11 protein-coding genes are annotated in these 13206 nt (G+C 46.3%); all 11 read left to right on the top strand.

Going from position 1 to position 13206, the window contains the following annotated elements; translation table 11 throughout:
* Nucleotides 1–71 precede the first annotated feature (71 nt).
* The 11 genes from sdaAB (at nucleotide 72) to ftsY (ending at nucleotide 12946) form a co-directional block, all read left to right on the top strand.
* The gene (gene sdaAB / locus MHB63_20785; protein ID MEK3808972.1) at nucleotides 72–734 is read left to right on the top strand and encodes an L-serine ammonia-lyase, iron-sulfur-dependent subunit beta; all 663 of its coding nucleotides are present in this window, start codon (nucleotides 72–74) and stop codon (nucleotides 732–734) included.
* A 25-nt stretch (nucleotides 735–759) separates the two neighbouring features.
* A complete protein-coding gene (sdaAA, locus tag MHB63_20780) occupies nucleotides 760–1647 on the top strand; it encodes an L-serine ammonia-lyase, iron-sulfur-dependent, subunit alpha (GenBank protein MEK3808971.1) in 888 nt (295 codons plus the stop codon).
* Entirely contained in the window at nucleotides 1634–3688 is a 2055-nt protein-coding gene (gene recG, locus MHB63_20775) for an ATP-dependent DNA helicase RecG (protein ID MEK3808970.1), read from the top strand. Before sdaAA ends, recG begins: the two co-directional genes overlap by 14 nt.
* 107 nt (nucleotides 3689–3795) lie before the next feature.
* Complete coding sequence (gene fapR, locus MHB63_20770; GenBank protein ID MEK3808969.1) at nucleotides 3796–4395, top strand: transcription factor FapR; 600 nt, start codon at nucleotides 3796–3798, stop codon at nucleotides 4393–4395.
* A complete protein-coding gene (gene plsX, locus MHB63_20765; protein MEK3808968.1) occupies nucleotides 4379–5371 on the top strand; it encodes a phosphate acyltransferase PlsX in 993 nt (330 codons plus the stop codon). The genes fapR and plsX overlap by 17 nt, the downstream gene beginning before the upstream one ends.
* Nucleotides 5372–5392: 21 nt before the next feature.
* Nucleotides 5393–6340, top strand: coding sequence for an ACP S-malonyltransferase (gene fabD / locus MHB63_20760; protein MEK3808967.1), 948 nt, complete (start codon nucleotides 5393–5395; stop codon nucleotides 6338–6340).
* Entirely contained in the window at nucleotides 6337–7077 is a 741-nt protein-coding gene (gene fabG / locus MHB63_20755; protein MEK3808966.1) for a 3-oxoacyl-[acyl-carrier-protein] reductase, read from the top strand. The genes fabD and fabG overlap by 4 nt, the downstream gene beginning before the upstream one ends.
* A gap of 92 nt (nucleotides 7078–7169) precedes the next feature.
* Complete coding sequence (gene acpP / locus MHB63_20750) at nucleotides 7170–7403, top strand: acyl carrier protein (GenBank protein ID MEK3808965.1); 234 nt, start codon at nucleotides 7170–7172, stop codon at nucleotides 7401–7403.
* Nucleotides 7404–7494: 91 nt separating this feature from the next.
* Nucleotides 7495–8226 (top strand): ribonuclease III, encoded by a 732-nt coding sequence (rnc, locus tag MHB63_20745; GenBank protein MEK3808964.1) that lies wholly within the window; start codon nucleotides 7495–7497, stop codon nucleotides 8224–8226.
* A gap of 148 nt (nucleotides 8227–8374) precedes the next feature.
* The gene (gene smc / locus MHB63_20740) at nucleotides 8375–11941 is read left to right on the top strand and encodes a chromosome segregation protein SMC (GenBank protein MEK3808963.1); all 3567 of its coding nucleotides are present in this window, start codon (nucleotides 8375–8377) and stop codon (nucleotides 11939–11941) included.
* A 15-nt stretch (nucleotides 11942–11956) separates the two neighbouring features.
* Entirely contained in the window at nucleotides 11957–12946 is a 990-nt protein-coding gene (ftsY, locus tag MHB63_20735) for a signal recognition particle-docking protein FtsY (GenBank protein MEK3808962.1), read from the top strand.
* Nucleotides 12947–13206 lie beyond the last annotated feature (260 nt).

Here is a 13206-nt window from a genome sequence, read left to right as displayed (position 1 = left end):
AACTATGAAGGAAACACGTTTGATCACAGTAAGCATGAGACAACAGGCTATGCATGTTCAGGGGGGAGCATATGAAATACAGAAGTGTTTTTGATATTATCGGACCGATTATGATTGGTCCTTCAAGTTCCCATACAGCAGGGGCTGCAAGAATCGGGAGAGTAGCAAGAAGCTTATTTGGAAGAGAACCTGAATGGGCAGCCATTTCATTCTATGGTTCATTTGCAAAAACCTATAAGGGCCATGGGACGGATGTAGCGATCATCGGAGGCCTGCTTGATTTTGATACATTTGATGAGCGGATTAAAACGTCGCTTGACATCGCATCTGAAAAAGGGATGAAAGTGACATTTACCGAAGAAGAAGCGATTACAGATCATCCAAATACAGCCCGTGTGATTATCGGAGATGACCATGGCCAGCTGGAGCTTGTCGGCATTTCGATCGGCGGAGGGAAAATTGAAATTACAGAGCTGAACGGTTTTGAGCTTAAGCTCTCAGGCAACCATCCTGCCATTCTTGTGGTGCATAATGACCGTTTCGGTGCGATTGCAGCTGTAGCGAATGTGCTTGCAAAATACGCGATTAATATCGGCCATATGAATGTTGCCCGCAAGGAAAAAGGGAAACTTGCACTGATGACCATTGAAGTTGACCAGAATATTGACAGATCGGTACTGGATGAACTGAAAACACTGCCGAATATTCTTCAGGTGACAAAAATAGCAGATTAACCGTGATGCGATTGGGGGTAAAAAAATGTTTCGCAATGTAGCAGAACTAGTCGAACTTGCAGAAAGCAAAGGCGTTAAAATAGCGGAAATTATGATTCAGCAGGAAATGGAGATGACCGGAAGATCGCGGGAGCAGATTCTTCAAATGATGGACCAAAACTTGACGGTCATGGAACAGGCGGTTGAAAAGGGGCTCGCAGGAGTCAAATCCCATTCAGGACTGACAGGCGGCGACGCTGTTCTCATGAAGGCATACATCGAGAAAGGCAATTTTCTCTCAGGAGAATATATTCTTGATGCTGTCAGCAAGGCGGTCGCAACGAACGAAGTCAATGCAGCAATGGGAACGATCTGCGCCACACCTACAGCAGGATCTGCCGGTGTTGTTCCGGGGACTCTTTTTGCTGTGAAAAATAAATTAAACCCGAGCAGGCAGGAAATGATTGAATTCCTGTTTACATCAGGTGCTTTTGGATTCGTTGTCGCAAACAATGCATCCATTTCAGGCGCGGCCGGCGGATGCCAGGCTGAGGTTGGATCAGCATCAGGCATGGCCGCTGCTGCAATAACTGAGCTCGCCGGAGGGACTCCAAGCCAGGCTGCAGAAGCAATGGCCATTACCCTCAAAAATATGCTCGGGCTTGTGTGTGATCCTGTTGCGGGACTGGTTGAAGTTCCTTGCGTAAAAAGAAATGCCATGGGTGCTGCAAATGCCATGATTGCCGCCGATATGGCCCTTGCAGGCATCACAAGCCGCATACCTTGCGATGAAGTCATCGACGCGATGTTCAAAATCGGACAATCCATGCCGACAGCTCTTAAAGAAACCGCACAGGGAGGTCTTGCCGCTACGCCGACAGGACGGGAGCTTGAAGCAAAAATCTTTGGGATATCACTTGATGAACGCAGTTAATCCGCTGCTGCAGCCTGTCAGTGCGGTCAAAGGAGTAGGTCCTGAATCCGCAGAGGTTCTGGGAAGCATGGGCATTCTGACGGTCATGGATTTAATTGAATATTTGCCATATCGTTATGAAGATTATCGCCTGAAAGACTTAGCGGACGTACAGCATGATGAGCGGGTGACAGTCGAAGGGAAGGTTCACAGCGAACCTTCTCTTGCCTTTTTCGGCAAAAAGAAATCACGGCTTACTGTAAGAATTTTAGTCGGAAACTACCTGATCAGCGCTGTCTTTTTTAACCAGCCTTATTATAAAAAGAAACTTGAACTCGGTTCGGTCGTTACGGTTACAGGAAAATGGGACAAACATCGTCAGACGATTACGGCCAATCAAATCGTCTTTGGCCCTCATGCAAAAGAACATGAGATTGAGCCGGTCTACTCCGTGAAAGAAAATATGACGGTCAAAACCATGAGGAAACTGATCAATCACGCGCTCACCCAATTTGGTCCGGAGATTCGCAATGTCATTCCTGAACAGCTGATGGAGGCATACAGGCTTCCCGCAAAAAAAGAAGCCATCCTGACCATGCATCACCCTCTTAAACATGAAGATCTGAAGCATGCAAGGCGGTATTTTGTGTATGAAGAGTTTCTCTTATTTCAGCTGAAAATGCAGGCGCTGAGAAAGTTTCAGCGTGAACAGTCAAAGGGAGTTTCCCACAGGATTGACGGGGAAAGACTGGACGGATTTATCGGGTCTCTTCCGTTTCCTTTGACGAATGCACAGCAGCGGGTGATTGACGAAATTCTGACGGATATGAAATCGGCTTACAGAATGAACCGCCTTCTCCAGGGAGATGTAGGTTCAGGCAAAACCGTCGTAGCGGCTATCGCGATGTATGCTGCCTATTTGTCCGGCTATCAGGCCGCCCTCATGGTTCCGACAGAGATCCTTGCTGAACAGCATGCCGAATCATTAACCGCGATTTTTTCAGGGTTCCCCGTTACGGCAGCCCTGCTTACAAGCTCTGTAAAAGGCAAAAAGAGACGGGAATTGCTTGCCCGGGTGGAGTCGGGGGAAATCCAGTTTCTTGTAGGCACGCATGCGCTGATCCAGGAGGATGTTCAATTTTCAAAGCTTGGTCTTGTGATAACAGATGAACAGCACCGGTTTGGGGTCGGCCAGCGGAAGGTGCTCCGCGAAAAAGGGGAAAACCCCGACGTGCTCTTTATGACGGCCACACCAATCCCGAGGACGCTCGCAATTACAGCATTTGGCGAAATGGATGTGTCTGTCATTGATGAGCTTCCTGCCGGACGGAAAAAAATTGAAACCTACTGGGTCAAGCACGAGGTGCTCGACCGTATCCTCAAGTTTATCGACAAAGAACTGATGGAAGGCAGACAGGCGTATGTGATCTGCCCGCTTATTGAAGAATCGGATAAGCTCGATGTGCAGAATGCCATAGATGTCCACAGCACGCTTGTACACTATTACGGAGACCGGTGGAAGCTTGGGCTTATGCATGGAAGACTTTCCAGTGCAGAAAAAGATGAAGTGATGAGAGAATTCAGTGAGAATGCGGTTCAAATTCTTGTCTCCACAACAGTAGTTGAAGTTGGCGTAAACGTGCCTAATGCAACCGTGATGGTCATTTATGATGCTGAACGTTTTGGCCTGTCCCAGCTTCACCAGCTGAGAGGCCGGGTTGGCCGGGGAAGTGCCCAGTCCTATTGCATCCTGCTTGCAGATCCGAAATCTGAAACGGGAAAAGAAAGAATGAGGGTCATGACAGAAACAGCCGACGGCTTTGAACTGTCTGAAAAGGACCTTGAACTGAGAGGCCCCGGAGACTTTTTCGGCAGAAAACAAAGCGGGATGCCGGAATTTAAAGTGGCTGATATGGTACACGACTACAGGGCCTTAGAAACGGCCAGAAACGATGCCGCAAAGCTTGTTCAGTCAGAAGCCTTCTGGAAATCTGATGATTACAGGGAGCTTCGTGACTATGTATACGCATCAGGCATCATAAGCGGCGGTAAATTAGATTAAGAGATTTTGAGACAGAAGCAGATTGCAATCAGTCCTTGCAATCTGCTTTATTTGCTTATATACTACTATTAGTACCTAGTCTTAAGAGTGCGGACGGTGTTAGTGCAATGAGAAAATCCAAAAAAGAACGGCAGTCTCTGCTGAAGCAGACAATAAATGAAACACCCTTTATTACCGACGAGGAACTGGCTGATAAATTTCAGGTCAGTATCCAGACGGTCAGACTTGATCGCCTTGAACTCTCCATTCCTGAGCTAAGAGAACGGATAAAGCATGTGGCAGTAAAGCAGCTCGATGATGAAGTGAAATCTCTGCCATTAGAAGAAGTGATCGGGGAGATTATCGATCTTGAGCTTGATTCTTCTGCGATATCTATTTTTGAAGTGAAAAAAGAGCATGTATTCAGCCGCAATCAGATTGCCCGGGGGCATCATTTATTCGCCCAGGCCAATTCGCTTGCCGTGGCGGTCATCGATGACGACCTTGCGCTTACAGCAAAGGCAAATATTCGCTTCACAAGGCAAGTCAAGGAAAAAGAAAGAGTAGTCGCAAAGGCAAAAGTAACCCATACTGATGAAGAAAAAGGCAGAACGACGGTGGAAGTCACAAGCTATGTAGGCAGTGAGCTTGTCTTTTCAGGAGAATTTGACATGTACCGTTCAAAAACAATAAAAAAGGCAGGTTTCAGCAATGAAGATCGCAATTGATGCAATGGGAGGAGACAATGCTCCTAAAGCAATCGTAGAAGGCGCAATGAAAGCTGTCTCTCTTTTCAGCGATATTAACATTACACTTTACGGCAAAGAGCCTTTAATAAAAGAATATCTGACAAATCACGAACGAATTTCGATTGTACATACAGATACTGTGATTGAAGCAACGGATGAGCCTGTAAGAGCTGTCCGCAGAAAAAAAGATGCCTCAATGGTATTGATGGCGAACGCTGTCAAAGAAGGGGAGGCGGATGCATGCATTTCCGCCGGAAACACCGGCGCTCTGATGACTGCCGGGCTCTTCGTTGTAGGCCGGATCGAGGGAATTGAAAGACCGGCACTTGCTCCGACACTGCCAACCATTGAAGGAAACGGGTTTTTAATGCTTGATGTCGGCGCCAACGCTGATGCCAAACCTGAGCAGCTTTTGCAATATGCCATTATGGGCTCTATTTATGCAAACAAAGTAAGAGGGATTGAAAAGCCTCGTGTCGGCCTGCTGAATGTCGGCACGGAAGAAAAGAAGGGAAATGAGTTAACTAAAGCAGCTTACCAGCTGCTGAAAGGCTCAGACCTGCATTTTATCGGCAATGTAGAGGCAAGGGATTTGCTTGACGGCATCGCGGATGTTATTGTAACAGACGGTTTCACCGGAAATGTTGCCCTCAAAACCATTGAGGGGACGGCACTTTCTGTGTTCAAAATGCTGAAATCAGCTCTGACAAGCAATCTCCAGTCAAAGCTTGCCGCAGCTGTTCTGAAACCAAAGCTTAAAGTCATTAAAGGGAAATTGGATTATTCCGAATATGGCGGTGCGGGGCTGTTCGGTTTAAAAGCGCCGGTGATCAAAGCACACGGCTCATCAGATCCGAACGCCGTCTATAACGCCATCCGCCAGGCGCGGGAAATGGTCAGCAACGATGTAACAGGCACGATTAGACACTCAGTTGAAAAGTCGGCCGATAACTAAATGCATGAGGGGGAGATTATCATGAGTAAATTGGCGTTTATTTTTCCCGGTCAGGGTTCGCAGTCTGTCGGTATGGGGAAAGATGTGCATGATCAGTCAGAAGCTGCCCGGTCCATTTTTGAAGCGGCAGATGAAAAACTCGGCATGAAGCTTTCAGAAATCATGTTTGAAGGGCCGCAGGAAACACTGACACTTACGTACAACGCTCAGCCGGCACTTCTGACGGCAAGTACAGCGATCCTGTCAAAATTCAGAGAAAGCGGTATTTCACCTGATTATGTAGCCGGGCACAGTCTCGGAGAGTATTCAGCTTTGGTTGCAAGCGGCGTGATGTCCTTTGAGGATGCGGTTTACGCTGTGAGAAAGCGCGGGGAGTATATGAATGAAGCCGTGCCTGCAGGCATAGGAGCTATGGCTGCAATCATGGGCATGGAAGCGGAAGCCCTGAAAAGCGTGACTGAAGAGGTAACGGCATCAGGATTTTCTGTCCAGCTTGCGAATTTAAACTGCCCGGGCCAGATTGTGATCTCGGGGACAGCAGAAGGCGTTGAAAAGGCATCGGCACTTGCTAAAGAAAAAGGTGCCAAACGCGCTATTCCGCTTGATGTAAGCGGTCCGTTTCACTCGGAACTTATGAAGCCTGCTGCTGAAAAATTTGCAGGTGTTTTAGAGGAACTTGAGATAAACGATGCGGCCATTCCTGCTGTTGCCAATGTAACCGCCAAGCCTGTTGCAGACAAAAATGAGATTAAGCGTTTATTAGTTGAACAATTATATTCACCTGTCAGATGGGAAGAATCAGTGAAAGAAATGATTGATCAGGGTGTAACGGTATTTGTAGAAATCGGCCCTGGAAAGGTTCTTTCCGGTCTTGTGAAAAAAATCGACAGGAGTGCAGAAGTGATAGCTGTTTCAGACATGGCATCATTTGAAGCAGCCGTTCAAAAACTGAAGGAGGTTCAGTTATGACAGAGGGTAAAACAGCACTCGTTACCGGTGCATCAAGAGGCATCGGCCGGGCCATCGCACTTGAACTTGCACGGAACGGGGTAAATGTAGCGGTCAACTATGCCGGAAGCGAAGCTAAGGCAAATGAGGTCGTTGACGAAATTAAAGCTCTTGGAAGAGAAGCGTTTGCTGTACAGGCAGATGTCAGTGACAGTGACTCAGTATCAGCGATGGTAAAAGAAACGGTTGAGCGTTTTGGCAGACTGGACATTTTAATCAATAATGCCGGCATCACGAAAGACAACCTTTTAATGAGAATGAAAGATTCCGAATGGGATGATGTTATTAACATTAATCTAAAAGGGGTTTTCCTCACGACAAAAGCTGTTACCCGTCAAATGATGAAGCAGCGATACGGCAGAATCATCAACATTGCTTCCATTGTCGGCGTCAGCGGAAATCCGGGTCAGGCAAACTACGTAGCAGCAAAAGCGGGTGTCATCGGCCTTACAAAAACGGCTGCCAAAGAGCTGTCTTCACGGAATATTACGGTGAATGCGATTGCTCCAGGGTTTATTACGACTGATATGACGGATAAACTGACAGAAGATGTGAAAAATGAAATGCTGAAGCAGATCCCTCTTTCAAGATTCGGCGAAGCTTCAGACATCGCGCACACTGCCGTGTTTCTTGCTTCAGAAAAAAGCAGCTACATCACTGGGCAGACAATTCATGTAGATGGCGGCATGGTCATGTAAAAAAACATGTTCCACATGCTCTGCAATCATTGATTTCGGCTAGTTTTTTAAAAGGATATACACTATAATACTTTGAGGGGAGGTGAAATGTTATGGCAGAAGTACTTGAACGCGTAACGAAAATTATCGTTGACCGTCTTGGTGTTGATGAAGCAGAAGTGAAAATGGAAGCTTCTTTCAAGGACGATCTTGGCGCTGATTCCCTGGATGTTGTAGAACTTGTTATGGAACTTGAAGATGAGTTCGACATGGAAATTTCTGATGAAGATGCAGAAAAGATTGCAACGGTGGGCGACGCTGTGAACTACATACAAAGTCAACAGTAATGTTGCAAATAAAGCCCCGTTATAAGGCGGGGCTTTATCCCATTTTGAAAAGATCAAGTTAGATGCTGTTGTTTAAGTGATGGAGGTTATTATGCCGAAGATGAATTACAGAGAGAGAAGATCGTTTGTCAAAAAAGCAGAATTCAAACAATTTCAGGAGCAAATTGGCCATACGTTTCAAAATGAAAAATTATTGTACCAAGCCTTCACACATTCATCCTATGTGAATGAGCATCGCAAAAAGCCGTATGAAGACAATGAACGGCTGGAGTTTTTAGGAGACGCTGTACTTGAACTGACGATTTCCCAGTTTTTATTCAAGAAATATCCGACAATGAGCGAAGGAGATCTCACAAAGGTCAGAGCTGCGATCGTCTGTGAACCGTCCCTTGTCGCATTTGCAAACGAGCTTTCATTCGGTAAGCTTGTGCTTCTTGGAAAAGGGGAAGAAATGACAGGCGGAAGAGCAAGACCTGCATTGCTTGCAGATGTTTTTGAAGCCTTTATCGGTGCACTGTATCTGGATTCAGGTCTTGAGCCTGTGGTTCATTTCCTCGAAAAATGCGTTTTCCCTAAAATAAATGATGGTGCTTTTTCTCATGTGATGGATTTTAAAAGCCAGCTGCAGGAATTTGTCCAGCGGGACAGCAAAGGATCCCTTGAGTACAAAATTCTTCAGGAAAAAGGACCTGCCCACAACAGAGAGTTCGTTGCAACTGTTTCGTTAAATAGCGAGATCCTTGGAACAGGCAGCGGAAAATCAAAAAAAGCGGCCGAGCAGCACGCGGCACAGGAAGCCTTGACAAAACTGAAGCCGCTTTAATGGATAAACCCCCGAATACAAGGGGGTTCTCTTTATGTGCAGCGATTTTCTGCAGGGAGCAGGTCCATTTGCATATGTTTTTAAACCTGCCGGGCAGAAATTATGATAGAATATGGATGATTTTATAGAATAGTAGGGAGGATCCATAATGTTCCTCAAACGTTTGGATATAGTAGGATTTAAGTCATTCGCTGAACGCGTGAATGTCGATTTTGTAAAAGGTGTCACAGCTGTTGTCGGACCAAACGGCAGCGGGAAAAGCAATATAACGGATGCCATCAGATGGGTGCTTGGAGAACAGTCGGCCAAATCTCTCCGCGGAACGAAAATGGAAGATATCATATTTGCCGGAAGCGACTCAAGAAAAGGCGTCAACATGGCGGAAGTAACACTGACTCTTGATAACGGAGATCAGTTTTTGCCGATCGACTATCATGAGGTTTCTGTTACGAGAAGAGTTTACAGATCCGGCGAAAGTGAGTTTTCAATAAACAATCAGACTTGCCGTCTGAAGGATATTGTCGACCTTTTTATGGATTCCGGGCTCGGAAAAGAAGCTTTTTCAATCATCAGCCAGGGAAAAGTAGAAGAAATTTTAAGCAGCAAAGCAGAAGAACGCCGCAGTATCTTTGAAGAAGCAGCAGGCGTCCTTAAATATAAAACGAGAAAGAAAAAAGCCGAATACAAATTGGCTGAAACGCAAGAAAACCTGAACCGGGTCCAGGATATTCTCCATGAGCTTGAAGGGCAGGTAGAGCCCCTTAAAATCCAGGCTTCGATCGCGAAAGACTATTTGGAGAAAAAAGAAGAACTCGAGCAGTTTGAAGTAGCTTTGACCGTCTATGAAATCGAGGAACTTCACCACAAATGGGAAGCTCTTTCAAAAGCAGTAGAAGACGGAAAACGGAAAGAAAGCAGCCTTTATGCCGCCGTTCAGAAAAAAGAGGCGGATATTGAGCAGGTCAGAGACCGGGCTCAGGCGCTTGATGAATCCATCAATGATCTTCAGCAGGTGCTCCTTCTTGCAAGTGAAGACCTTGAAAAGCTGGAAGGCAGAAAAGAAGTTCTGAAAGAACGGAAAAAAAACGCAAGCCAGAACAAATCCCAGCTTCAGCATGCGGTAAAAGAAGCATCAGAACGCATTGATGTGCTCGAAAAGGAAAAAGAAGAACAGTCGCGCACGCTTAAAGCTCTGCAGTCTGAAGTGGCAGACCTTAAAGAACAGCTTCAGCAGAAACAGTCTCTACTGTCCTCCTTTGATCAGAACATGGAAGAAAAGATTGAATCGCTTAAAAGTGAATACTTTGACCTTTTAAATGCAGAAGCCCAGGCGAAAAATGAAATCACATACATAAATGAGCAGATTGAGCAGCAGGCAAGAAAGACCGGCCGCCTGAAAGAAGCCAATCAAAAGTATTTGAGCGAGAGAAGCGAAACGGAAGAGAAGAAACGTAAACTTGAGGCCAGGCTTTCCCTTCTTGAAGCAGATCTGGATGAGCAAATTAAGACGTTCAGAACCGCCCAGACAAGCCTTGAGCATAAAAAAGCAGCCTATCAAAAGAGGGAAACGGCTCTTTACCAGGCATATCAGTATCTGCAGCAGACGAAATCGCGCAAGGAAATGCTCGAATCCATGCAGGAAGATTATGCAGGATTTTTCCAGGGAGTAAAAGAGATCCTGAAACGCAGGAATGACCTTGAAGGCATTCACGGTGCCATTGCCGAGCTTATCTCAACGGATAAACTCTATGAAACGGCCATTGAAATTGCTCTCGGCGGCGCAGCCCAGCATGTTGTCGTAGAGAACGAACAGGCGGCAAGAACCGCTATCGCGTATTTGAAGAAACATGCGTTTGGACGGGCAACATTTCTTCCGCTCACGGTTATGAAGGAAAGGACCATATCTGCACATGATCTGCAGACACTTCAGAGCCATCCTTCATTTAAAGGAATTGCCTCTGATTTGACCGAGTATGATTCTGTTTACCGGAAAGCGGTATTAAACCTACTTGGAACGGTCATTGTGACAGAAGATCTCAAGGGAGCAAACGAACTGGCGCGTCTTTTAAACTACCGTTTCAGGTTTGTAACCCTCGGGGGAGATGTTGTGAATCCCGGCGGCTCGATGACGGGCGGCGCAGTCAAGCAGAAAAACAATTCTCTTCTCAGCAGAAGCCGTGAACTCGAAACAATCGAAAAACAGTTCAGCGAAATGTCCGATAAGACAAGTCAGCTTGAACAAGAGGTCAAATCACTGAAACTGTCCATATCAGAAGGTGAAAAGAACCTTGAATCTCTCAGGGAAAAAGGTGAACAGCTCCGCATGGATACAGGGGCTGTGAGGTCAGACCTGAAAGAGATTGAAATGATGGAGAAAAATGTTAACAGCCATCTTTCCCTTTATGATGCAGAAAAAGAATCATATCAGGAAGAAAAGGCCAGAATGGTAAAACGCAAGGAAGAACTGACTCTCCGGCTTGAAAAGGATGACAGCAAAAAAAGAGAGCTTGATCAGCTTATTGCTGAACTGAGCGCCAAAAAATCAAGTCAGCAAATGTCCAAGGAAGAAGTTCAGTCGGACATAACAGATGTAAAAGTAGTGCTGGCCGGCAAAAAGCAGGCGCTTGAAAATCAGCTCGGCCTTGCTGAACGGACAGAGCAGGAATTGCTCGCGCAGCAGAAAAAATACCGCGAAGCAAAGGAAGACCTGGAATTTCTTCAGGATGAAATGAATTCTGATTTTTCCGGGGAAGAAAAACTCGAGCAAACAGCACAAGAAAAGCGGGAAGATAAAAATAAAACGATTGAACTTATCTCTGTGAGAAGAAGTCAGCGTCTGAAGCTTCAGGATCAGCTTGAAACAGCAGAAAAAGAAGTCAAAGAACTGAACAGGCAGTACAAACAGCTGTCAGAGCTGCTGAAGGATGAGGAAGTGAAGCTGAACCGTTACGATGTGGAGCTTGATAACAGGCTCAATCATCTTCGCGAAGAGTATCTTCTTTCGTTTGAAGCGGCAAAAGAAAAGTATGAGCTTCAGACAGATGCTGCAGAAGCGAGAAAACGGGTCAAGCTGATCAAGCTTGCGATTGAAGAACTGGGCACTGTTAACCTTGGCGCCATCGATGAATACGAGAGAGTGTCCGAACGCTATCATTTCCTGACAGACCAGCGCAACGATCTTCAGGAGGCCAAAGATACGCTTCATCAAGTAATTGGCGAGATGGATGAAGAAATGAAAAAGAGATTCCACACGACCTTCACTCAGATCAGGTCACACTTTGAATCTGTATTTCAGGCTCTTTTTGGAGGAGGCCGGGCGGAGCTCAGGCTTACAAATCCGGATGATCTGCTGAACACCGGAGTGGATATTGTCGCTCAGCCTCCGGGCAAAAAGCTGCAGAACCTGGGCCTCCTGTCCGGCGGAGAGCGGGCTCTTACAGCCATCGCCCTTCTGTTCTCCATTTTAAAGGTGAGACCGGTTCCGTTCTGTGTGCTCGATGAGGTCGAAGCAGCCCTTGATGAGGCCAATGTGCACAGATTTTCGCAGTATCTTAAAAAATTCAGCCAGGATACACAGTTTATCGTGATTACACACAGAAAAGGCACTATGGAAGATGCAGATGTACTATACGGCGTAACGATGCAGGAATCAGGCGTGTCCAAGATGGTTTCAGTCCGCCTGGAGGAAACGAAAGAATTTGCCGAATCAAGATGAGAGGATGAAGCTTAAGTGAGTTTCTTTAAAAAGTTAAAAGATAAATTTACACAGCAGCAGGAGCCTGATGCTTCACCGGAAAAGTTTAAAGAAGGGCTGACGAAAACGAGAGTATCATTTTCAGAACGCGTCAATAACCTCGTTGCCCGCTACCGCAAAGTAGATGAAGAGTTTTTCGAAGAGCTTGAGGAAGTCCTGATTGGCGCGGATGTAGGCGTAGCGACAGTGATGGACCTGATAGATGAGCTGAAGATGGAAGTAAAGCGCCGGAATATTCAGGACTCAAAAGATGTAAGATCGGTGATTTCTGAAAAGCTTGTTGAGATTTATGAAGGAGAAGAGGAAGAGTCTCCAAAGCTTGACATTCAGGAAGGGCGCCTTAATGTGATTCTGTTTGTCGGCGTAAACGGAGTCGGCAAAACGACTTCCATCGGCAAGCTTGCCCACAGGCTGAAGCAGGAAGGCAAATCAGTTCTGCTTGCAGCAGGAGATACATTCCGTGCAGGCGCAATTGAGCAGCTGGAAGTATGGGGAGAGCGTGCGGGAGTGGATGTAATTAAGCAATCCGCAGGCTCAGACCCTGCAGCCGTCATGTTTGATGCTGTTCAGGCGGCAAAAGCAAGAAAAACGGACGTGCTGATCTGCGATACAGCAGGACGCCTGCAAAACAAGGTCAATCTCATGAACGAGCTCGAAAAAGTAAAACGGGTCATCGAGCGCGAAATCCCGGGTGCTCCGCATGAGGTCCTTCTAGCTCTTGACGCGACCACGGGCCAGAACGCCATGGTGCAGGCAAAGCAGTTTTCCCAGGCGACAAATGTCACAGGCATCGTGCTTACAAAGCTTGACGGAACGGCAAAAGGCGGCATCGTCCTTGCCATCCGCAATGAGCTAAGCATCCCTGTAAAACTTGTCGGCTTAGGCGAAAAAATGGACGATCTCCAGGAATTTGACGCAGAACAGTATGTTTACGGCCTGTTTGCGGATCTTGTGGAAGAAGCATAAAAACATGAAAACCGCTCTCTTTTTCTAGAAGAAGGGGGGCGGTTTTTTTTGTGGGAAAAGAGATGATGGCGGCTAGCAGATTTGGAAGTCAGCTGGGATTTTCCAAGTAAACCATGGATAGCGGCAAGTAAGGGGACTGGTTTTTCAAGTAAACAAAGAAGAAATTCAAGTATACCTTCTAATGAGGCAAGTAAATATAAAATTCAGGGTCTCTGTTAAGGAAGCTTCCAGGGCGATTCCGCTTTTCTGGTGTCCAGCTG

Origin of the sequence: Bacillus sp. FSL H8-0547 (assembly GCA_038002745.1) — a bacterium.
Lineage (GTDB): Bacteria > Bacillota > Bacilli > Bacillales > Bacillaceae > Bacillus_P.
The sequence above is the reverse complement of the archived record's forward strand: the minus strand, read 5'-3'. Positions and strand labels throughout refer to the sequence as shown.